The organism is Aliiruegeria haliotis, from assembly GCF_003003255.1.
Lineage (GTDB): Bacteria > Pseudomonadota > Alphaproteobacteria > Rhodobacterales > Rhodobacteraceae > Tropicimonas > Tropicimonas haliotis.
Genome location: NZ_PVTD01000001.1, coordinates 787802 through 809810, shown reverse-complemented (window position 1 = coordinate 809810; position 22009 = coordinate 787802). Strand labels below are relative to the sequence as shown.

The following is a 22009-nucleotide window of genomic DNA, read 5'->3' as shown; positions in this document are numbered from 1 at the left end:
AACAGGCATCGACAGCGAAGGAGCCAATTGTCGTGATCCCGCTCAAGGACATTCCGCCCGACCGGCCGGTGCTCATCGCTGGCCCGACCGCGAGCGGGAAGTCGGCGCTTGCCTTGCGGATCGCCGAGACGCAGGGCGGTGTGATCGTCAATGCCGATGCCTTGCAGGTCTTTGCCAACTGGCGCGTACTGACCGCCCGACCCAGCGTCGAGGAGGAGGCACGCGCGCCGCATCGCCTCTATGGGCATGTCGCTCCGCGACAGGGCTATTCCGTCGGGCACTGGCTCCGCGAGGTTGCGCCGATGCTCGACGGGCAAAACCGCGCGATCATCGTCGGCGGCACAGGCCTCTACTTCACCGCGCTGACGCGGGGCCTGGTCGAGATCCCGGAGATCCCGTCCCACATCCGCGCCGAGGCGGACGCGGCGACGCATGAGACGATGCTGCAAGACCTCGATACCGCCACGCGGGATCGAATCGACACTGCCAACCCGGCCCGGGTCCAGCGGGGCTGGGAGGTCCTTCGGGCCACTGGCCGTGGTCTTGCGGATTGGCAGGACGATACGCCGCCGCCGTTGCTGCCACTCGCCCGGGCAACGCCACTCGTTGTCGATGCGCCGAAGGAATGGCTCACACCACGGATCGAGCGGCGGTTCGACCAGATGCTGGAAGACGGCGCGCTGGAGGAGGCCCGGGCCAACCTTGCGGATTGGGACCCATCGCTGCCCTCGTCCCGCGCCATAGGCGGTCCCGAACTCATCGCCCACCTGCGCGGCGACATCACCCTGGACGAGGCCCGGACGGCCGCGCAGATCGCGACCCGGCAATATGCCAAGCGTCAACGCACCTGGTTCCGGGCACAGATGAAAGACTGGCGGATCACGAGCCTCGCCGGGTAGCGCCGCGACCGGACCACGCAGGGTGGAAATGCGCAACGGGCTTGATTCGTACTTATCCACAGGGCAAGACTTCACAGATCGAACTTCGCTGCCCGAGTTCCCGAATGACCGTGCTGCCCGCTGCCCCTGTCGGACCGCTGCGTCTGGTCCCCATGCAACGCCTGACCAACGGCGGTCGCTGGCGCACGGAAGCGATGCGCAGCTACCGGATGCCGGTGCTTCTGTGGTTCACCCGTGGACAGGGCCGGATCACGGTCGCGGGCCGGACACGTGGCTACGGCGCCCACAACGCGGTCTATGTGCCGCCGCGAACCATGCATGGGTTCGAGGTCGCCGCGCAGGTCTTCGGGACCGCGATCTTCTTCAACGAAGCCTCCGGGTTCGAGGTCCCTGACGTGCCCTGCCACTTGCGAATCCGCGATGCCCGCGCCCAGGGAGAGATCAGTTCCCTGCTGGAGCAGCTTCAGCGCGAAGTTCACGGCGACCGCCCCCTTAAAGAGCAGGCCATTGCCCACTACGGTGGATTGCTCGGCGTCTGGCTACAGCGGCAACGCGACGAGACAGAGGCCGAAGAGCCCGAATCGCCCGCAATGTCGCTCGTGCGCCGGTTTACCGAAGCCGTGGAAAACCAGCTCTACACTGGCCAGTCCATCAGTGACTACGCCGAGCTTCTGGGGGTCACGCCAACCCACCTCAGCCGGGTCTGCAACCAGACCTGCGGACGTCCGGCCTCCGAACTCCTCGCCGATCGGCTGACGTTTGAGGCTCGCCGCCTGCTGCTCGACACCTCGTTGCCGATCAAACGCGTCGCCGAGGTGCTGGGCTACAATTCCGCCGCCTATTTCACCCGCGCCTTTCATAACCGGACCGGACAGACGCCGAGCGACTTTCGAGATGCCCGCCGGGCGTGAGTCCATCGCATTCAGTCGCAGGATTTTCCTGATGCATCGACCCGCAATATATTGATTTATATTATTTTACCCGATTTACCCTCCGCCCCCTAAACGACCTGCCCGCCCGGTCGTCCTTCGCATACCCGGCAGCTGGCGCTGGGCAGTGGACAACGGCTCCGTCTGATCGCGACCAACCGCTCCGTGGGATAGGCGCGGACGGTCCTGTCGCAGCGTTGAGCGACGTGCGTGAGCCGATCAGACACGCTCACATCGCGACGGGCTCGCGAAAAATGGCTGGGGCACCGCCCTGCCCAAAGATGCCATTCGCCAGAGGGTTTGCCATCGCGGATATCGCCTCCGCAAACACCACGGCTCCGGCAAAACACCGGGTCGGCAGGGCAAGCAGGATTGGAACGGAACTCCTTGCATAGCCGAGTTCATGGCGGCGGCTGGCAGCGCCTGCGTCGCGGGACACCAAGTCACCGCGCGCCCGTTCCGGGTTCAGGAGTGTGAAGGCCATCCGGGAAAGAGCGGCAGATGTGCTCTTCGACGCCGGCCCGCTGCGCGACTTGGCGCCCAGTCAACGCGCACCATTGAGCCGGGGAAATCAACCTTGGCGCAGCCCGGCCAAGGCTGGGGACAACGTCTTTTGGATCGTGTTTCCGGCGCCGCCCAACATGCGCGCCGGAGATCAATCACACTTGCGGATGAATGCTTGTTGCCAACAAGCGTCACGGTCGCCCCATGCAAAAAGCCGAGCCAAGACCCGCGTTCAGGACCCTGCCCTTGCCCCCGGCCTGGACTGCGCGCGGCAGGTCGACACATCGCCCGCAGCCACCCGGTTAGTCTTCGAGCAGGTGTTCGTACCGGGCATCGGTGAGCGTTTTCAAGAAGGCCACGATGGCGTCGATCCGCTGATCGTCCAGCGCCGGCCCGGTCTCCAGCTCGTCGAGCGACAGCGTCCCGTCGACCTCCGGCGCCCGCCACGGCTGGCCGGTTTCCGGGTTGATCTGCCGTTTCTCGGAAATCGAGTTGTACTTGTCGTAGAACAGCACGACGGTTCGAAGATCCTCGAAGACACCATTGTGCATATAGGGGCCCGTCACCGCGACATTGCGAAGGGTCGGAACCTTGAACTTTCCGGCCTGTGCGGGATCCTCGACCGCCGGATTCATCAGCAACCCGGTGTCGACGAACCCCTCCGCCACGCCGTTGAGCCCGCGCAGCGCCACATGTTCGGGCACGCCGATATTGTGGTATTCATAGTTGGAAAACGTCTCCTGCGGGTCCATCGCGCTGCGGCCCAACTGGTGACAAAGGTTGCAGTTGGTGAACTGCTGGGAGAAGAACAGCACCCTGCCAAGGTCTTCCTGATCCGTCAGTTTCACCTCGCCGCGCAGAAACCTGTCATACTTGCTGTCAAAGGGTGCGAATTCCGCGGAGCTTTCGAAAGCGGCGATGCTCTCGGCCATTGCAGCGTAGGCCGCCTCCACATCTTCAAAAACTAGGGTTCCGAACAGGGCCTGCATCGACGCCACATAGGCATCGTTCTCCTGCAACCGCGCCACCACGCTGGCCTTGTCCGGCATCCCCATCTCGATCGGGTTCAGTGGTGGCCCGCCAGCCTGACCGGCAAGATCCGCCTCCCGCCCGTCGTGGAACTGTCCGCCGACATAGGGGCCATCCTCGCCCTCGACCTTGTGGAACGGCGGAGAGAACATGGCGTACGCCGCCGTTGGAGCGTTCCTGTCGCCGATCGAAACACCATCGTCGCCGAGCGACACGGCCTTCCCGGCCACGGTCTCCCGCGGATCGGCGAAGCCGAAGGCAGGGTCATGGCACGTCGCGCAGGACTGGCTCCGGTTGGCCGAAAGATTGACGTCGAAAAACAAGGCCGCGCCGAGGTCGGCCGGCGTGTCGTACCCCGGCTCCGCAGCGAGCGGATCGGTCAGGGCGGCGAGCAAGACGGCGGTCAGCGCCGATTGTCGGCCAGAAAGGGGTGAACCGGGCATGGAGGATTCCTCGGGATGTCATGCGGAGCGGACCAGATATGCGGTCCCCTATGACATCGTTTTGCCGAGGCACAAGTTCCGACTCTTTCAGTCGGACATTCTGCCGCGCCCTCAGCTGCCGAGGATCTTGCGGACGTAGGTCTTGGTCTCCCGGTAGGGCGGCACGCCGCCGTACTTGTCCACAGCGCCCGGCCCGGCATTGTACGCGGCCAGCGCCAGACGCCAGCTGCCGTAGCGGTCGTACATCATGCGCAGATACCGTGCTCCACCTTCGAGGTTCTGGCGCGGATCGTGCGGGTTCACCCTGAGCTTGGCGGCCGTGCCCGGCATCAACTGCGCCAGTCCGATCGCACCCTTGTGGGACTTCGCGTTGACGTGCCAGTTGCTCTCTTGTTGCACCAGTCGCAGGAACAGGTCCTCGGGAACGCCATGCTTGCGCGCCATGTCCTTGGCGACGGGAAGGTACTGGCCCTTGTAGCGACCGCGATACTTCGGAGCCTTGAAGCTGACGGAAGCCTTGGAGGTGGACGGTTGCAGACGGGTCGAGTGGGCGTATTGCTTGGAGGCGCGTTTGTCGAGCAGACGTGTCTGCGAGGCGAAGAGCTTCGCCCGGGATTTGGAAGAATAGGTTTCGGCGCCCACACCGCTGCCCTGCGTTGTTCCCAACGCGAAGACCGCGATCATACTCGCCCCGACCAGCCTCAACATATGGCCTGCCCCACACCGTTTCTCGTTGCGTGGGCGAGTATAAGGAAGCCTCGGATTTTTGCTAGCGTCACGCGAAGGGATCGGCGGATTTTGCGTGTTTTTCCCACCGCCCGGTTGGTATAGCGTCCTTCCTCGAAGCGGAATCGATGCAAACGTACAACAAGCAACAGGAGTAAGCCGCATGGCTGGATCGGTGAACAAGGTGATCCTGGTGGGAAATCTGGGACGGGACCCGGAGGTCCGCACCTTCCAGAACGGCGGAAAGGTGTGCAACCTGCGCATCGCCACCTCGGAGACCTGGAAGGACCGCAACACGGGTGAGCGCCGGGAGCGGACCGAGTGGCATTCGGTGGCGATTTTCCAGGAGGGACTTGTGCGGGTGGCCGAGCAATACCTGCGCAAAGGCTCCAAGGTCTATATCGAGGGACAGTTGCAGACCCGCAAATGGCAGGACCAGAGCGGCGCCGACCGCTACAGCACCGAAGTCGTACTGCAAGGCTTCGGCGGCACGCTGGTGATGCTCGATGCCCGTGGCGGTGAAGGCGGCGGCGGTGGCGGTGGCTATGACGACCGCGGCGGCTATGGCGGCGGCGGCGGAGGCGGCTACGGCGGCGGCCAGCAGGGTGGCGGCTACGGCGGCGGATCCCCGGCAGGCGGTGGCGGCGGCGGTGGCGACATCGACGACGAGATCCCGTTCTGATCCGAGCTACAGGATTGCCCACAGACCCGCCCCGCCGTCACCGACGTGCGGGGCGTTTTCTTTAGGACCGTTTCTTTCTTCCTGACCGGGCAGTGTCGCGATGGCGGGGCATGTTCGCAGCGTTCCGTTGGCGAAAGCCTGCCTGTGCCCGGGCCGTGTCGCATCGGGTTCACGCTTTGCCACCGGAAACGCGGTATGCAGGGTGTATTAACCCGCGCGGCGCCCCTCACGCGACACCGCCGCCTCTCGATTGGAGATACCGTCATGACCCCCCGGTTCGTTTTGATTGCCAGCACCCTTTCCACCGTCGCAGCGGGATCCGCCCTCGCCGATCCGCTGACCTTTGCCAACGATAGTGGCGGTACCGTCAATTTCTATGGCCAGTTTTCACCGGCCTACGTCAGCTTCGACGACGGCGAAAAAGAGACCGGCAACCTGGTCGACAACACCAACTCCAACACCCGCGTCGGCTTCACTCTCGACCAGCCCATCGGATCGGGCGCCACGCTCGGCTTCGTCTTTGAAACCGCGCTTGGACTTCCGGCGTCCTCGGCCTTCAGCCAGAACGTCGACCCGATCTGGGAATGGGACAAGACGAAGCTCCGCAAGATTGACGTCACCGTTTCCGGGGCCTTCGGCAAGGTCTCCCTCGGCCAGGGCAGCATGGCCTCGGACGGGATCGCGACGGTGGATCTGTCCAGAACCGATATCGCCGGCTACGTCTACCGCCCCGACCTTGCGGGCGCCTATTTCTTGCGCGACAAGGCCACGGGTGATCTGTCGGACGTCAAGATCAGCGATATCTACACCGATTTCGACGGCAGCCGCCGTGCCCGCATCCGCTATGACACACCGTCATTCAGCGGGTTCAGCTTCGCCGCCGCCTACGGCAAGGAGGTCCTGACCGATGGCGATGACGCGGAGTATTACGACATCGGCTTGTTCTACGAGCGGACCACCGGCAGCGTCCAGATGCAGGGCGCGCTGGGCTATGCCTGGAAGGACAACGAGGGCGCGTTGACCGAGGTCTACGCCGGTTCATTTTCGCTCCTGCACGAACCGACCGGGATCGTGGGCGTTCTGGCGGCCGGCGCCGATCAGGACGGCGGCAGCTATGGCTACGTCAAGGCCGGTTGGACCGGAACGGTCTGGAACGTGGGCTACACGGCGGTGTCAGTTGACTACTATGGCGGGCAGGATCTGTTGAGCGACGGATCAACATCGGATTCGTGGGGTGTTCAGGCCGTGCAGAAGTTCGACGCTGCCAACCTGGAGGCCTATCTCGCCTATTCCAGCTACAGTTTCGATGAGACATCGGCCAACTATCAGGACGCCAATTCGACCACACTGGGCATTCGCTGGAAGTTCTGAGAACCGGCGACCTGACCCTCCCGGAATCCCGTGAACAACGCTGGCTACATGGATCGCGGGTTTGATGGGTTCGGTCTTTTTCGTCCCGGGCATCACCGCCCCGAATGGCGGCACGCCGGAACGCCTGTCCGGTGCGCCTGCGACCCATAGGCGACGCCGGCAATCGCCGGGCGCTATCCAGCAGCGCGCCTCTGATCCGCCACTTCAAGATCGCCCCGGGTGTGAAACCGTGAATGGCACCTGCCATTGCAATGCCGCCACCGCAGATCGATGAGCCAACAAAAAGGGGCGGCCAGGCCGCCCCTTCCCGTGTCGTCCGGTTCCGGTCAGAAACGGTAGTTCACGCCGATGGTGGCCGTGTTGGCCGTCGTCGAGCCGTAGCTGCCATACTCGTCGAACCGATGGGTCGCGATCTCGCCGGTCAGGGACACCGTGTCGGTCAGCTTTGTTTCGACCCCGATCCCACCGAAATAGCCCCATTCGTCGCCCAGATCGCTGCTGGCGGCATAGCTGGCACCGGTGGTTGCGTAGACCAACGTCTTGCCGAAGTCATAGCCGCCGCGCACCTTGAGCCGACTCAGCGAGTCCAGATCTCCGGCGGAGGTTTCGATGGAGCCGAAATTCGCATCCGCGCCGATACCGACGACCCAGTCGCCCAGGTCCCAGTCATAGCCGGCCTGAACACCGCCGATGGTTTCGTTGCCTTCCAGCCCATCGGTCACTTCGCCGTAACCGAGTTGAAGGCCGACGTAGCCGCCGGTCCAGTCGCTGGAAGAGGATGCCACCGGCATCACGACCGGAGCGGGCACGGCTTCCGTCTGGACGGGTTCGGCCGATCCGGCGAAGGCCGGAACGGCAAGGCTCGTCATGAAGGCAGCGCCCAGCAGGCGGGTGGTGTGAGTGGTCATTTTTAATGTCCTTTGTCTTGTCTGGTTCCCGCTTCCCCGGCCTTTGCGGCAGCGCAGCGAAACGGGTGCCCGGGTCTTTGCCCGGCCCCGTCGCACCTAGAGGTTGGACCGGAGAGACCCAATGGCAAATCGACCGCGAACACGCGCGGCTTCAAACACTTGGCGGAAGGTCGCGGATGACCGTAGGGTAATCGGCGGGGCTTCGCTGCGTTGCAGAGAAAGCTCACACGGGGTTGATTTGAAGGCAGGCGTCCCCATCTCGGTCAGTGGAGGAGTATGCCCACCCGCCGCAGGGGGTACGCGGCACCGGATCTGGATCAAATAGCCGCGTTGGCCTTTAGCCGGCGGCCTTTTCCTCCAGTTCGAGCCACTCCTCCTCCGCCGTTGACAATGCCGTCTGCCGCTCGACCAATGCCTCAGACGCCTTGCGGAACTTCACCGGTTCTTCGGTGAACAGGTTCGGGTCGGCGAGGAACGCCTCCAGACGCGCGATCTCCGCCTCAAGGCGCTCGATCTCGTCGGGCAGCGCCTCCAGACGGTGTTTCTCCGTGAAGGTCAGCCCGCTGGCCACCGGTGCCCGGGTTGGCGCGGCATCGGGCTTGCCGGAGGGCTTTCCGCCCCTCGGTTTCGACGAGGATTGCTCCTTCGGCGCCGCCTGCCCCATGCGCTCCGCGCGTTGGGCCTGGTAGTCGCTCCAGCCACCGGCATAGATGACCGCGCGCCCGTCGCCCTCCATCGCAATCGTGGTCGAGGCGATGCGGTCGATGAAATCACGATCATGGCTGACGACGAAGACCGTGCCATCATACTCCGACAGCATCTCCTGAAGCAGGTCCAGCGTCTCGATATCGAGGTCGTTGGTCGGCTCGTCCAGCACCAGGAGGTTCGCGGGCTGGGCAAGGATCTTCGCCAGCAGCAGCCGCGCCTTCTCGCCACCCGACAGGGAGCGAACCGGCGCACGGGCCTGTGCTTCGGAGAACAGGAACTCCTTGAGGTAACCCACCACGTGTTTCGGTGTGCCCCGCACCATGACCTGATCGCCGCCACGCCCCTGAACGCGCAACGCCTTGTCGCCGGTGAGGCTCTCCCACAGCGTCGCGTCAGGATCCAGTTGAGCACGCGTCTGGTCGAAGACCGCCACATCGAGATTGGTCCCGAGCCGGATCGTTCCGCTGTCGGCCTCTTCCTGGCCGATCAGCATCTTGAGCATCGTCGTCTTGCCGACACCGTTCGGCCCGACCAGGGCAATCCGCTCCCGGCGCTGAATCCGGGTTGAAAACCCGCGGACGATGAGCTTGTCCCCGTATGACTTTGAAATATCCTTCACTTCCGCGACGAGCTTGCCGGACGCCCGCCCGGTTTCGATGGCCAGACCGGCCCCACCCTGTCGCCGGATCTGCGCCGCCCGTTCGGCCCGCAGATCCTGCAGGGCCCGGACGCGCCCCTGGTTCCGGGTCCGCCGCGCGGAGATCCCCTCCACCGCCCACTTGGCTTCGTGCTTGATCTTGCGGTCGAGCTTGTGGCGTGCCTCGTCCTCCTCCGCCCAAACCTTGTCCCGCCATGCCTCGAAGGAGGTGAATCCGTGTTCCTGCCGTCGCACGACGCCGCGATCGAGCCAGAGCGTGGCGCGGGTCAGGCGGTTGAGAAAGGCCCGGTCGTGAGAGATCAGCACGAAGGCGGCTCGGGTTTCGGCGAGCTGATCTTCCAGCCAACGGATTGCCTCGATATCGAGGTGGTTGGTCGGCTCGTCGAGCAACATCAGCTCGGGCGCCTCTGCCAGAAGCTTGGCGAGTGCGGCGCGCCGACGCTCGCCACCAGAGGCGGTCTCGACCGAACGGGACAGGTCGAGCTTCAACCCCTCCCCCGCCATTTCGACGCGATAACTCTCTCCCTCGGGCAGGCCGCTCGCGGCGAAGTCGCCAAGCGTCGCAAAGCCCGCCATCGTCGGATCCTGCTCCATGTAGCCCACGTGCTGCCCGGGCGGCACGATCCGCTCCCCGGTATCCGGCTCCACGAGTCCGGCCATGACCTTCATCAGCGTCGACTTGCCCGAGCCGTTTCGCCCGACCAGCGCCACCCGGTCGCCCTGCTGGATGACAAGGCCGAGATCGGAGAACACGGGGTTCCCGCCGAATGTCAGCGAGATATCGGAAAGCTGGAGAAGGGGTGCACGTGCCATGGCGGCGAGCTACGGCAGGGGCGCCGAAAGATCAAGCGGCGCAAGCACCATTGGCTGGGTGGCCCCCGCATCGCCTGCAGCACGGCCGCCCCGTTCTCCGCTGGCGGAACCCGAACCGCCCGCACAAAGCTGGGCAAATGCTCCGGGACGGCGGTTTCGGCGCGCATGGGGCTGTGGACTGCGGCGGATGCGCCCCGCCCGTGGTCCCGGTTTTGCGGCAGGCGCCCCTCTCGAGGTGGCGTTTCTGCCCGCAATCCGTGACCAAAGCCGCATGGTCGGCGCAGATTGGAGGACGACCTTGAAGCCTGGTGCTGACGGCCTGCCACGGGAGCGTCTGCGGTCTGTCGCGACGGATCGGCGCGCCCATGCCCCCTGCACATCGCAACGTTCGGCCACCGGAGACCGCCGTTCCAACGGCTGCCCCCTGCCCGCGCAGCTCACATCTGCGCAATGGCGTCGCCTTTCCCGCCGTTTCTGGTTGATTTGGCGCCATGGACGCGCCAGATCATGTCTCGACCACGCTGCGGAGGAGGTTTCATGAAAGCTCATTGGACAGCGCAACTTGCCGCCCTTCTGCTGCTCGCGGGATGCGCCGGTACGTCCGTCACGAATGTGCCGCTCACCCCCGCTGTTGCCGACGCGCAGGTGGGTTTGACTTCTGAGCAACTGGTCGAACGCCTCGGTCCGCCGGCGGTTCGTTCCGACAGAACCGTCAGCTACCAGACGAGCCGGGCCGGGCCGACTGTCGGCCAGAGCATCGGCCGCATCTCGCTCAGCGGCGGCGGCGTCAGCATGAGCCGTGGGGCACAGCGGCAGGTCCTGACCTGCGCCTGGACATTCCGCATTGGCGCGGACGGCAAGGTCGCGGGCTGGAGCAACAGCGGCGCGCTGTGCGCGAGCCTCTAGGCCGGCCCGGCCAGCGCCCTTAGAAGCCGTTTCCGTGCGGGGGGAATCGCCCTGATTTCCAACCCGGTAAAGACATGCAGCGTGTCCAGGTCCCGGTCCACCACAGCGTGGTCAGAGACCCACCCCCCCATCAGCAGGTAGGTGCGCAGGAGCGGCGGCATCCCCAGCATGGCACGCCTCGCATCGGGCTTGCGGCGCAATTTCTGCGCGAAGCGAAAGACATTGGGGGCCTTCACCCTCGGCAACCAGCGACCCGGTGCCAGGTGGCGCTCCGTCAGCAGGGCGAAGGCATCCATGTAGTCCTCCGCCCCGGTCCCCTTGAAGGAAGAGCATCCGAACAGCATCTCGACCCCTTCGGCCTCGACGAACCCTGTCATTGCCCCCCAGGCCACGCGCAGAATGTCGGGATCCTTCACCTCCGGGTCGATGCAGAAACGTCCCATCTCCACCATCGGGCCATCGAACTCCTGCAACCCGGATAGCTCGTAGTACTGCGCCGAGTAGCTGCGCCCGATCTCGCTGCCTCGACTCAGGGGCAGCAACCGGAACGTACAGACCAGCCGACGGCTCCGAGTGTCCTCGACCAGCACCTGTCGACAAACCCCGTCGAACTCGTCGCGATCCTCCTGCTGCCCTCCACGAAAACACCGGCTGCGCAACGCCAGCGCGGCGTCCACGTCCTCCTGCCCACCGGCAAGTCGGGCCGCGTAGCGACCCCGGCGCAGTTTCAGCATCTCCCACTCCTCGCGTCGACGCATGGCCTGTCCTGCCACCGTTTGAATCTGGTTCCCCGTCCGATAGCATACAAGGCGTGTCGATTTTCTGACAGAATATCGGGCATTTGGTGCGCGTTGCCGGGAAACGTCACCGCTTTGTCATTGGCATGGCCGCGCCGGCGCGCCTAGGTACGGACAGGACCGGACAAACGGAGGCCGCAATGAGCGACAAGGTAACCAAGAAAGAGACCGAATGGCGTGCCCAGCTTGGTGACCTCGGCTTCGAGGTCATGCGCAACCATGGCACCGAACGTCCCTTCACCCACGACGATTTTCCGTCGGATGCCGGCACGTTTCACTGCAAGGGCTGCGGGGCGGAACTCTTCGTGCAGGACGACAAGTTCGACGCCGGCTGCGGCTGGCCCAGTTTCACCCGCCCCGCAAGCGGCGCCAGGCTCGGCGAGACCCGTGACACCCGCCACGGCATGGTCCGCACCGAAGTGCATTGCGCCAATTGCGACGGCCACCTTGGGCACGTCTTTCCCGATGGCCCCGCGCCGACGGGGCTTCGCTATTGCATCAATGGCGTGGCGCTGGATTTCGAGAAAGACGACGCGGGCTGACGCGGGACTACGCTACGGGCAAACCCGGAGCCGCACCACTTGCAGGCCCTTGCCCGAAGCGCCCCAGCAGCCTTGTTGCGATACGCTCAGCAGAGCAAACCTGCGACGGGAAAACCGCTCAGATGCGCGCCAACGCAAGCGGTCGGATGACTGCCGGCCCGGCGCCATGGCTGGTGCGCCAATTCTCAGGCGACGTCCCGCAAGCCGGTCTGCCCTACAGGTTGGATCCGAGGTTGAAACGCCCGACGTTGCCCATCAACTGACGCAGAAAGCCCACGCCCTGAACGTTGCTGTCCGTCACGCGACGCGACAACGCGACGACATTGCCGTCCTGAAGGCCGAAGCGTTCGATATTGGTCACGACGCCCCTGGAGTTGAAACTGATCGCCACGACCTGGCGCTCGATCACTTCCGGCGCCTGGTAGGTGTAGGTTCGCACCCGTTGGGACACGTAGTAATAGCCCGAATCGCGCAGGACACCCGAGGCCGACGGCGAGCCGACCGTCTCTGCAACGCTCTCACGGGTATCGACGCCCACCTTGATCTGCGCCAGATCCGCGTCGCTGGGGGTGTAGCCGTGGTTGTCGTAGAGCGGTGTGCAAGCGGTTGCCGCAGCCAGAGCCGCGCCGACGATCAGCGCGCGCGTCACCCGGCCAAATGCCTTTCGGCTCTGCCTGCCCATCACTGCCCTCACGCCTCTTGCTCGTCAAACTGCTTTCCGGCTTATATCAATGGCATCCTTTTCTTCAAGGAAGGAAGAACACCCGATGAGCCTCTCCGAACCTCCGCGTCACCTGCGGCTGGCGAAATTGCCCACCTCCGAGCCCACCGATATCCGCCTGGTGCCAGAAGCCGGCGAAATCCAGCAATTGATCAGGGATCTGGACCTTCTGGGCCTGCGAAAGGTGCGGCTCGAAGGCACTCTGCGCCCTCAGGGGCGCAGCGACTGGACCCTTGATGCGACGCTTGGCGCGACAGCAATCCAGCCCTGTTCGGTGACGCTGGCGCCGGTCACGACGCGAATCGACGTGCCGCTGCGCCGCCAGTACGTGGCCGACTACAGCCTGCCCGAGGAGGCAGAGGCAGAAATTCCGGAGGATGACAGCCTCGAACCCCTGCCCGAGGTCCTCGACCTGATGGCGGTGCTGGGCGAAGCCCTCGCCCTTGCCTTGCCCGATTTCCCCCGCGCCGAGGGCGCGGAACTCACCGGGACGACCTTCGCCGAAGACGGCGTCGAGCCGCTCACAGACGAGGACGTCAAGCCCTTTGCCGGACTCGCGGAGCTCAAGAAACAACTGGAATCCTGACGCCAGCGCGCACAGCGGGCGCATCCTACGCGGCACGCGCAGCCCACCGCAGGTGCCCGGCCCAACGGGAGCGGTACATCTGCGATGCGCCAGCGACGGGCGGGAGCGCTCCGCCCACGCACCCGCGTGCCCCGAAAAAGCAGGGAAAACCGCCACGCCCCTTGCATATGCCACCGGAATGCGTATGTTCGCGCACCTTCCACACACCCTTGATCGGGAAGCAAAGCCGGCGTATGAGGCGCCGACAATCGAAACACTTGCCGCCGGGATACGCCCGTCGCGCCAATAACATCGAGGTTGAGACATGGCTGTCCCTCAGAACAAGATCACCAAGTCGCGCCGCAACATGCGCCGCTCCCACGATGCGCTCGTCGCCGGCAACCCCGCCGAGTGCCCGAACTGCGGCGAACTCAAGCGCCCGCACCACGTCTGCGCCGCCTGCGGCCACTACGACGATCGTGAAGTCGTCGCACTGGTCGAGGATGTCGATCTCGACGAAGACGCCGCCTGAACCGGTAAACCTCCGGACAGGGGCATCTCGGATGAAACCTGACGTGCAGGCCGACCTGCCTTCCGCGGTTCCGCCGGAACTCGCCGGCAAGATCGTCATATCCGTCGATGCCATGGGAAGTGACAAGGGGCCGGCAGCCGTGGTTGCCGGCTGTGCCATGTCGGCCAAGAAGAACCCGGATATCGGGTTCATTCTGCATGGCCGGGAGGCAGAGTTGCGCCCCCTCGTGGTCAAACGCCACCTACTGGACCGGTGTATCATCCGGGACGCCGCGGAGGTGGTGACCATGGATGCCAAGCCTTCTGTGGTGATGCGGCGCGGCAAGGACACTTCCATGTGGTCGGCCATCGAGTCGGTCCGCAATGGCGAGGCGACAGTCGCGGTTTCCTGTGGCAACACCGGGGCGCTGATGGCCATCTCCATGGTTCGGTTGCGCAAGTTGCCGGGCGTGAACCGTCCCGCTATCGCCTGCCTGTGGCCGTCGCGAAACGACACCGGCTACGCGGTCATGCTTGATGTCGGCGCCGATATCCGCGCCGACGAACGTGACCTGCTGCAATACGCCCTGATGGGCGCCTCCTACGCCCGCAACGGCCTGAGCATCGAGCGCCCGCGGATCGGCCTGCTCAATGTCGGCACGGAGGAACACAAGGGCCACCCCGAACTCAAGGCCGCCCAGGGCCTTATCGCGGAGGCCGCGCCGCATTCGGACTTCGAATATGTCGGCTACGTCGAGGGCGGCGATATCCCGCGCGGCAAGGCCGATGTCATCGTCACCGACGGGTTCACCGGCAATGTCGCCCTTAAAACCGCCGAGGGTACGGCCTCGCTCATTCGCGAGCTTCTGGGGCAGGCGTTCCGGCACACGATCCTGAGCCGCATCGCCGCACTGCTTGCCGTGACCTCGCTGCGCCGGCTCGCAAAACGCACCGACCCGCGCCGTGTGAACGGTGGCGTCTTCCTCGGCCTCAATGGCACGATCGTCAAATCCCACGGCTCGGCCGACGCCACCGGGGTCTCCGCGGCGATCAAACTTGCGTTCCAACTGGCACAGGCCGGATTTTCCGACCGCCTTGCCGCGCGCGTGGCCTCGACCTCCGCGCCTCGACAGGATATGCCGTGACGCAACGTTTCTGTTGACCGAAACAGGGACGGGCAAAAAACGAGCTAGGCAAGAACCATGCAAATCAGGGCTGTTGTCCGTGGGGTGGGCCACTACCTCCCCGAACGAATCGTCGAGAACGCCGAATTCGAGAAGATCCTGGACACGAGCGACGATTGGATCCGCAGCCGCAGCGGCATCGAGCGCCGGCACTTTGCTGCCGAGGGCGAAATGACGTCAGACCTCGCAGCCAATGCAGCCCGCGCCGCCCTGGAAAATGCCGGGCTCACGCCCGATGACGTCGATGCCATCATCGTCGCCACCTCCACCGCCGATCTGACGTTCCCATCCGCAGCCACGATGGTGCAGGCCAAGCTGGGCATGACCGGAGGGTTCGCCTTCGATGTGCAGGCGGTCTGCGCCGGTTTCGTCTTCGCGCTCGCCAACGCCAATGCACTCATCCTGTCCGGCCAGGCGCAGCGCGTGCTGGTGATCGGCGCAGAGACCTTCAGCCGCATCCTCGACATGGAAGACCGCGGAACCTGCGTCCTCTTCGGCGACGGCGCCGGGGCCCTTCTGCTGGAAGCACAGGACGGCGCCGGAACCACCGACGATCGCGGTATCCTGGCCACCGACCTCAACTCCGATGGGCGTCACAAGGACATTCTCTATGTCGATGGCGGTGTGTCCACGGGCAGCACCGGCGTGCTAAAGATGCACGGCAAGGAGGTCTTCCGCCATGCGGTGGAGAAACTCGCCGATACCGCCCACCGTTCCTTGGAGAAGGTCGGTCTGACCGGCGAGGATGTCGACTGGATCGTCCCGCACCAGGCCAACCTCCGGATTATCAAGGGCACCGCCCACCGGATGAAGGTGCCGATGGAACGGGTGATTCTGACGGTTCAGGACCATGGCAACACATCCGCCGCCTCGATTCCCCTTGCGCTGTCGGTGGGTCAGGCCGAAGGGCGTCTCAAACCGGGCAACCTGGTGGTCACGGAAGCGATCGGCGGCGGTCTTGCCTGGGGGTCGGTGGTTCTGCGCTGGTAACGGGGCGCAGCACAAAGCTGTCTGAAAACAGATGCTTACCCGTTGTATCTCATCCTTTTCGGCGACATTCGACCCGACACGAGAGTTGAAATGCTCCGCCCAAGCCATTGATATTGACTGAAATAGGCCGCTCCCCTACCCTTCCCCACAGTAAATCAGGGATGGAAACACAATGAGTAACAAGACCTTGACCCGTATGGATCTGAGCGAGTCGGTGTTTCGCGAAGTCGGCCTTTCCCGAAACGAATCCGCTCAGCTTGTCGAAAGCGTGTTGAAACACATGTCCGACGCGCTTGTGGACGGGGAGCAGGTCAAGATTTCTTCCTTCGGCACATTCTCTGTCCGGGACAAGGCCGCCCGTGTCGGGCGCAATCCCAAGACCGGTGAAGAGGTCCCGATTCATCCCCGGCGTGTGCTCACCTTCCGTCCGTCGCACCTGATGAAAGACCGGGTCGCCGCAGGAAACCGCTCGTAGGAACGTCCAGACCATGACAGGCAAGGCCCCCGACGCATTCCGCACCATAAGCGAGGTGGCGGATTGGCTAGGTGTGAACGCACATGTGCTTCGCTTCTGGGAAAGCAAGTTTTCGCAGGTCAAACCGGTCAAGCGCGCCGGCGGGCGCCGGTACTATCGCCGTGCGGACATGGAGCTTCTGGGCGGGATCCAGAAGCTGCTGCACGAGGACGGGATGACCATCAAGGGCGTGCAGAAAGTCCTGCGGGAGCAAGGCGTTAAGGCCGTCGCCGAACGGTCTCGACCGGTGGGCGCAGGCCCGCCCGAAAAGCCTGTGTCAGAGCCCGCAACCGTCGATGCCGCCGAAGTGTCGGAGGAAACTGCGGATCCGCTTGGCGTTGCAATGTCGATGTCCTTGCAAGGCGACGGGCACGACCGTCCGTCCCCACCGGAGGCCACGACCGCAGCGGAGATTCCCGAACAGCCAACCGAACCGGTGTCGCCCGAGCAGGATATGAAGGCATTTGCCGAGGTCCTCACCTCCACGCAGCCGCCGGAGAATGATGCCGCGCTCACTGCTGAGGATGAGGATACGGAGGAAACCGAGGATCCCACTCCGGGCGCCTACGTGGAAGCGGCCACCGATGCCGTCGAAAGCGCCCCCGAATCCACCATCGCGCCCGAGCAGAACGATCCAACCGAGGCGGAACTCTCGGAAGGCCCGGCCGGTCAGGACAGAACCGAACCTGGCAAGGACTTGTCCGCCGTTGCAGAGGATGCCCCGGAAGAGGGTATCGAAACCGCGCCGGAGGATGCCCAGCCCGCGCCCCTGCCTGACAGTGTCGATGGGGATGCCGAACCGGCAGACATCGAGTTTGCGGAGGTCCCGCAAAAGGCGGAAGTCATGCCGCTTTTCACGCATCGCCCGCCCGACGAGGCAGAAGACGCCGACGATTCCGAGGACGCGCCCGGACCGGTGATCGCCCCGCTTCCCGGCTCGGAACTCACCGTTGCCGAGGCTTTGGAGCGCCTGCAGCCGTTGCAGGTTCGCCCCGAGTTGCTGCGCCCTATCCATGCCCGGTTGGTCGCCCTGCGCGAACGGATGGACAGCCGGGGGTGAGTGCGAATTTCGTGTCGGTTTGGTTCTTGCCCTCACCGCAGAATTCGCTATTACAGCCCAACGTCGGGCTATGGCGCAGCCTGGTAGCGCGTCCGTCTGGGGGACGGAAGGTCGCAGGTTCGAGTCCTGCTAGCCCGACCATCTACAAAACCGCCCGCACCCTTCGGGGAGCGGGCGTTTTGCTATCCCGCGCCCGGTTCCCGGGTTCGGATTCAGAAGGGAGGCCGTGATGACAGGGGTTCTGCCGAGCCAGAGGCTCACCGCGATGATCGGGCGGGGCGAAATCGCCGCCGACCAACCCTTTGCCACCGGCCAGGTCCAGCCAGCGAGCCTCGATCTGCGCCTCGGTCGTGTTGCCTACCGCGTGCGCGCCTCCTTCCTGACGGGAGAGGGTCAGACCGTCTCCGACCGGCTGCCGCTGTTCGAGATGCACAAGATCGACCTGAGCGACGGCGCCGTGCTGGAAAAGAACTGCGTCTACGTCGTGGAACTGCAGGAGCGCCTCGCCCTGCCGGCCGGGATCGGTGCGGTCGCGAATGCCAAGTCCTCCACCGGTCGGCTGGATCTGCTGACCCGCGTGATCACCGATGGTGGTGTCGAGTTCGACCGGATCGGAAAGGGCTACGCCGGCCCTCTCTATGCGGAGATCTGTCCCCGCAGTTTCTCGGTGCTGGTGCGCCCGGGCATGCGGCTCAACCAGATCCGCTTTCGCGATGGCCAGGTGGTGCTGGACGACGACGCGCTCGCCCGCCTGCATGCGGATGTCGGGCTGGTCTCCGGAGAGGCGGTGATTTCCGAAGGCCTTGGGTTTTCCGTCGACCTGCGCCCGCAGGGAACGACGCTCGTCGGCTGGCGCGCCAAACCGCATACCGGTGTGATCGATCTCGACAAGCTCGACCACTATCCGGTGGCGGAGTACTGGGAGCGGGTTGAAAGCGCGGATGGCCGTATCATCCTCGACCCCGGCGCCTTCTACATCCTCGTGAGCCGCGAGGCCGTCCACATTCCGCCGGACTACGCCGCGGAGATGGCGCCATATGTCGCCATGGTCGGCGAATTCCGTGTCCACTACGCCGGGTTCTTCGACCCCGGGTTCGGCCATGCCGCCGCCGGAGGAACCGGGGCCCGGGGGGTGCTGGAAGTGCGCTGTCACGAGGCGCCCTTCGTGCTGGAGCATGGCCAGATCGTTGGCAGGCTGGTGTACGAACGCATGGCCGAGCCGCCGGAGCAGCTCTATGGTCAGGGCATCGCCTCGAATTATCAGGGCCAGGGGTTGAAGCTGTCCAAGCACTTCCAGGCACCGTGATCTTGCCCCGACCGTCGCGGCGGGGCCGGTCCACCACGCCGGTACGCCTGTCGTCCGTCAGGGCACCCGCCGTCGCTGACAGGGCCTAGTTGAAGCGCCCGAGCCGCTTCAACACCTCGATCTGGTAGCCATCCGGATCGGTCAGGAAGAAAAACTGCGCCATGACCTTGCCGTCCCGTTCGAAGGTCACGATATCGCGCGGCGCAAGGCCTGCGGCCGAAAGGCGGGCATGTTCACCCTCAAGGTCGTCGACGCTGACCGCGAGATGCCCGTAGCCGTCGCCCAACTCGTAGGGCGCCTCGCGCCCTTTGTTCACAGTCAGTTCCAGCTCGAACCCGCATTCCGCGTTCCGCAGGTAGATCAGGGTGAAGCTGTCGAAATCGAACCTGTCCACCACGTCGAGCCCAAGAGCCTCCCGGTAGAATGCGACCGAACGGGTTTCGTCCAACACGCGGATCATGGTGTGAATTGCCTTTGCCATGCGCACCTCGCTTATTTGGCTGCGATCGACTGTCGAGTAGCGCCTAAGCGCCGTGAGTCCGAGTCGAAAGGCATGGTGCCCGAACTTCAGACCGTCGCGTGTCCGGGGATTGACGATGCGGCCTGCGTTCAAGATGCCGGAAAAGAAAACGGGTGGCACAAGGCCACCCGTTCCCATCGTCTTTTCCGAGAGACCGGATCAGGCGAACATGAAGTCGTCCGCACTGAGGGTCACGTTGGAGCCGTCGGCACCTTCCAGCAGCAGGTTGCCCTGGCCACCGGTGCGGATCAGCACACCGTTGTCGTTTTCACGGATGGTAAGGTCGTCAAAACCACCAAGGCCGAGCGCGCTGAGATCGATCATGTCCATCCCGTCCTGGAAATCCGTGATGACGTCGCGAGCGCTGTTCTCGCTGAAGACAAAGGTGTCCTTGCCGCGACCGCCAGTGAGCGTGTCAATCCCACGGCCGCCTTCGATGACGTCGTCACCGCGACCACCAAAGATGGTGTCGAACCCGACCTGACCCAGCAGAGTGTCATTGCCGTTGTTGCCCCGCAGCACGTCTGCCTGACGGCCACCGGCGATGGTATCATTACCCTTGCCACCGAACAGCTTGTCGAAGCCGAAGTTGCCATCGATCAGGTCGTCGCCCATGAAGCCATGGAAGAAATCGTCGTCCCTGCCACCGATCAAAAGGTCGGTCTTCTCCGCCCCGAGGATCCCGGTAACCGACACCGGCAGCAACACGCCGTCGATCACGTGGATCACGCCATTCGACGCCTCGATGTCGGTTGCGACCAGACCCGGATCGGGAAGGCCCGGATCGGCGTCGATGAAGCTCGGCGGGGTCGTATCGAGGTTCAGTTCCAGCACGCCGCCCTGCAGGGTCTGCACTTCACCGGCAGCGACCACATCGGCCTCGCGCGCTACGGCGCCTGCGACGTGGTAGGTAAGAACATCGGTCAGGAGCGGGATCGGATCGCCGCCACCGAGCAAGGTCAGGAGGTCGGTAACCACGCGCAGGGAGCCGGCCTCGGAGGAGGGTCCGCCGAGAGCGGCAGACAGGCCGATGAAGGCGTCGTCGTTTGGTGCCAGAACGGTGAAGGTGCCGTCCTTGTCATTGAGTGTGTCTGCCAGCCCGGCTGCGACAACTGCGTTCAACAGGATGTCGAAATCGTCGCCGTTCCGGTCGAACTGGCCCGGGCCACCGCTTGCCAGAACCGTTTCAGTGATCGTCATGTTCATCGTCGTACTCCTTGGGCACACTCCACCCGGCAGGCCCGAGTCCTTCGGGCCCGTCTGACCAAGTCAGGCGGAGAGGTGTCACCCCCTGTGGGGCATGTGCTCAAGGTTACGGAGCCACTCGGAGATTGGATCTCAGATTATGCTATCACGGATGCGTGAGGGCGTGTTTCGACGTGATCCGGCGCCTACCACCAGGTCTCGAACTGCGCACCGACGGATGTCCCCTCAGTGTTGCTGCCATAGGCGGCCTGGTTGGTGATCGCCCCCTGGTCGCTCCATTCCGCCCATGTAGCAAACAGCCGAAGCTGGGGGCGGGCAAAGTAGCCGCGCTTGCCGAAACTGTAGAACGGGGCCAGCGTCACCTTGGCGAGCGAGGCATTGTCGTAGCTGTCGCCGTTGACATGATCGTAGCCGACCTCAAGCGCCACGCCCCAGTCATCGGTGAAGTTGTATTGCGGCCGCGCGCCGACAGAGATCCAGGTATCCTTACTGTCGGCAAAATCGATCTGCTGCCAGACGAAGGTTGCCTGTGTTTCGAGGCTCTCGCTGGAGCGAAGCAGGGTCTGGTTCACGAACCGTATTGCACTGTCGTCCAGACGCGCCGTGGCCCGACCGGTGGAGTCGATCGACATGCCCACACCCGTTCCGTACTGAAGTGCATTTCGCATCTCGCCCCAGGGCAGTTCGGTATTCTCCAGATGAAACCGCAGTGTGAACCCGTCCTGTCCGGTGAAATCGCTTCCGTCGCCGACCGTGTAGGAGGCCCCGACTTCGCCGAGCCAACCGTCCTGACCAACCGCGATGTCATGCACGCGGACGTCCAACGTGTAGGCGCTGTAGTCGATGTCCTCGTCGTCGTAGTAAAAGAGCGCTGTGGACATCTTCGCCCTGCCGACGGCGAGGTTCTCAAGGCCGATCCCGTCACCGGAGAAGTTCTCGTAGTAGAAGTCGGTCATGTGGACATCGCGCCGTCGATAGAAACGGCGTCCGGCCCACAGGAAGGCTTCGGCTGCGGCGCCATCTCCGAGCCGTTCGATCCCGACATAGGCCTGCACGGTTCCGCCATTCTCGTTCAGTGGCGTATCACGGATCAGCGCGTTGGAGTTCCCAGAGCCGTTCAGCATCAGTTCGCCCACGAAATCGGAGCCGTTCGCCATCGTGTTGCGGAACCCGATCGATGCCTCCCCATAAAGGTCGTCTTCGTTGCCCAGCCGGTATTTCGACGCCGCGCCGTCGAGGCGAAAGGCGGCAAAGTCGTCGCTGTTCGCGCCACTGGACGACCCGGCACCAAAGCGCAGGTAGCCGTTGGAGAAGATGCCGACGCCGCTTTCGCTGGCCGCGTCGGGACCTTCGGTTTCGCCGGCACCCAGATCGACATCCTGTGCGAACACCGGTGCCGCGATAAAGGCAATCAAGCTTGCTGCTGCTCCCAGATATCCCGTCCGCATGGTGCCACCTCCTGAAATCTCCGCCGTGTGCTCCGGTGCAACGCGGCCCACTGCTGTTGAGGAAATGCTA

22 protein-coding genes and 1 tRNA gene are annotated in these 22009 nt (G+C 64.3%); 14 read left to right on the top strand and 9 right to left on the bottom strand.

Features of this window, described 5'->3' with window-relative positions:
- Positions 1 to 26 precede the first annotated feature (26 nt).
- Positions 27 to 899: a tRNA (adenosine(37)-N6)-dimethylallyltransferase MiaA gene (gene miaA / locus CLV78_RS03660; RefSeq protein ID WP_106203757.1), complete on the top strand. Its 873-nt coding sequence runs from the start codon at positions 27 to 29 to the stop codon at positions 897 to 899.
- A gap of 104 nt (positions 900 to 1003) precedes the next feature.
- Entirely contained in the window at positions 1004 to 1810 is an 807-nt protein-coding gene (locus CLV78_RS03655) for an AraC family transcriptional regulator (RefSeq protein ID WP_106203378.1), read from the top strand.
- A gap of 824 nt (positions 1811 to 2634) precedes the next feature.
- On the opposite strand, the gene CLV78_RS03645 is transcribed toward CLV78_RS03655, so the two are convergent.
- Positions 2635 to 3804, bottom strand: a complete 1170-nt coding sequence (locus CLV78_RS03645) for a cytochrome-c peroxidase (protein WP_106203376.1) — start codon at positions 3802 to 3804, stop codon at positions 2635 to 2637.
- A gap of 111 nt (positions 3805 to 3915) precedes the next feature.
- Entirely contained in the window at positions 3916 to 4512 is a 597-nt protein-coding gene (locus CLV78_RS03640; RefSeq protein ID WP_106203375.1) for a lytic transglycosylase domain-containing protein, read from the bottom strand.
- A gap of 181 nt (positions 4513 to 4693) precedes the next feature.
- Between CLV78_RS03640 and ssb the strand changes: the two genes are divergently transcribed.
- Positions 4694 to 5212 carry a single-stranded DNA-binding protein gene (ssb, locus tag CLV78_RS03635; protein WP_106203374.1) on the top strand — a complete coding sequence of 173 codons (519 nt, stop codon included), beginning with the start codon at positions 4694 to 4696 and terminating at the stop codon, positions 5210 to 5212.
- 264 nt (positions 5213 to 5476) lie between these two features.
- Positions 5477 to 6583, top strand: a complete 1107-nt coding sequence (locus CLV78_RS03630; RefSeq protein WP_158263411.1) for a porin — start codon at positions 5477 to 5479, stop codon at positions 6581 to 6583.
- Positions 6584 to 6909: 326 nt separating this feature from the next.
- On the opposite strand, the gene CLV78_RS03625 is transcribed toward CLV78_RS03630, so the two are convergent.
- Entirely contained in the window at positions 6910 to 7491 is a 582-nt protein-coding gene (locus CLV78_RS03625; RefSeq protein WP_106203372.1) for an outer membrane protein, read from the bottom strand.
- 337 nt (positions 7492 to 7828) lie between these two features.
- The gene (locus tag CLV78_RS03620) at positions 7829 to 9670 is read right to left on the bottom strand and encodes an ABC-F family ATP-binding cassette domain-containing protein (RefSeq protein WP_106203371.1); all 1842 of its coding nucleotides are present in this window, start codon (positions 9668 to 9670) and stop codon (positions 7829 to 7831) included.
- A 537-nt stretch (positions 9671 to 10207) separates the two neighbouring features.
- Here CLV78_RS03620 and CLV78_RS03615 point away from each other — a divergent pair.
- Positions 10208 to 10576, top strand: a complete 369-nt coding sequence (locus CLV78_RS03615) for a hypothetical protein (RefSeq protein ID WP_106203370.1) — start codon at positions 10208 to 10210, stop codon at positions 10574 to 10576.
- On the opposite strand, the gene CLV78_RS03610 is transcribed toward CLV78_RS03615, so the two are convergent.
- Entirely contained in the window at positions 10573 to 11334 is a 762-nt protein-coding gene (locus tag CLV78_RS03610) for a GNAT family N-acetyltransferase (RefSeq protein ID WP_245924819.1), read from the bottom strand. The two genes, CLV78_RS03615 and CLV78_RS03610, sit on opposite strands and share 4 nt — an antisense overlap.
- 179 nt (positions 11335 to 11513) lie before the next feature.
- Here CLV78_RS03610 and msrB point away from each other — a divergent pair, with 179 nt between their 5' ends.
- Positions 11514 to 11915 (top strand): peptide-methionine (R)-S-oxide reductase MsrB, encoded by a 402-nt coding sequence (msrB, locus tag CLV78_RS03605; RefSeq protein ID WP_106203369.1) that lies wholly within the window; start codon positions 11514 to 11516, stop codon positions 11913 to 11915.
- Positions 11916 to 12129: 214 nt separating this feature from the next.
- Here msrB and CLV78_RS03600 read toward each other — a convergent pair whose 3' ends face one another.
- Entirely contained in the window at positions 12130 to 12597 is a 468-nt protein-coding gene (locus tag CLV78_RS03600) for an outer membrane protein assembly factor BamE (RefSeq protein WP_106203368.1), read from the bottom strand.
- Positions 12598 to 12682: 85 nt separating this feature from the next.
- Here CLV78_RS03600 and CLV78_RS03595 point away from each other — a divergent pair, with 85 nt between their 5' ends.
- From CLV78_RS03595 to CLV78_RS03560, 8 genes are all read left to right on the top strand, one after another.
- Positions 12683 to 13222: a YceD family protein gene (locus tag CLV78_RS03595; RefSeq protein WP_170111642.1), complete on the top strand. Its 540-nt coding sequence runs from the start codon at positions 12683 to 12685 to the stop codon at positions 13220 to 13222.
- A gap of 304 nt (positions 13223 to 13526) precedes the next feature.
- The gene (rpmF, locus tag CLV78_RS03590) at positions 13527 to 13733 is read left to right on the top strand and encodes a 50S ribosomal protein L32 (RefSeq protein WP_106203367.1); all 207 of its coding nucleotides are present in this window, start codon (positions 13527 to 13529) and stop codon (positions 13731 to 13733) included.
- Between the two features lie 31 nt (positions 13734 to 13764).
- On the top strand, positions 13765 to 14856 hold the full coding sequence (gene plsX / locus CLV78_RS03585; RefSeq protein ID WP_106203366.1) for a phosphate acyltransferase PlsX: 1092 nt from the start codon (positions 13765 to 13767) through the stop codon (positions 14854 to 14856).
- Positions 14857 to 14913: 57 nt separating this feature from the next.
- A complete protein-coding gene (locus CLV78_RS03580) occupies positions 14914 to 15885 on the top strand; it encodes a beta-ketoacyl-ACP synthase III (protein ID WP_106203365.1) in 972 nt (323 codons plus the stop codon).
- Positions 15886 to 16057: 172 nt separating this feature from the next.
- Positions 16058 to 16360, top strand: a complete 303-nt coding sequence (gene ihfA, locus CLV78_RS03575) for an integration host factor subunit alpha (protein ID WP_106203364.1) — start codon at positions 16058 to 16060, stop codon at positions 16358 to 16360.
- Between the two features lie 13 nt (positions 16361 to 16373).
- Positions 16374 to 17459, top strand: coding sequence for a MerR family transcriptional regulator (locus CLV78_RS24415; RefSeq protein WP_245924818.1), 1086 nt, complete (start codon positions 16374 to 16376; stop codon positions 17457 to 17459).
- A 64-nt stretch (positions 17460 to 17523) separates the two neighbouring features.
- Positions 17524 to 17600 (top strand) — tRNA-Pro (locus CLV78_RS03565).
- 88 nt (positions 17601 to 17688) lie between these two features.
- Entirely contained in the window at positions 17689 to 18765 is a 1077-nt protein-coding gene (locus tag CLV78_RS03560) for a 2'-deoxycytidine 5'-triphosphate deaminase (protein ID WP_106203363.1), read from the top strand.
- 85 nt (positions 18766 to 18850) lie between these two features.
- Here the strand turns inward: CLV78_RS03560 and CLV78_RS03555 are convergent, their stop codons facing one another.
- The 3 genes from CLV78_RS03555 to CLV78_RS03545 form a co-directional block, all read right to left on the bottom strand.
- Entirely contained in the window at positions 18851 to 19246 is a 396-nt protein-coding gene (locus tag CLV78_RS03555) for a VOC family protein (protein WP_106203754.1), read from the bottom strand.
- A 198-nt stretch (positions 19247 to 19444) separates the two neighbouring features.
- Positions 19445 to 20491 carry a fasciclin domain-containing protein gene (locus CLV78_RS03550; RefSeq protein ID WP_106203362.1) on the bottom strand — a complete coding sequence of 349 codons (1047 nt, stop codon included), beginning with the start codon at positions 20489 to 20491 and terminating at the stop codon, positions 19445 to 19447.
- A 185-nt stretch (positions 20492 to 20676) separates the two neighbouring features.
- Positions 20677 to 21939 carry a carbohydrate porin gene (locus CLV78_RS03545; RefSeq protein WP_106203361.1) on the bottom strand — a complete coding sequence of 421 codons (1263 nt, stop codon included), beginning with the start codon at positions 21937 to 21939 and terminating at the stop codon, positions 20677 to 20679.
- Positions 21940 to 22009 lie beyond the last annotated feature (70 nt).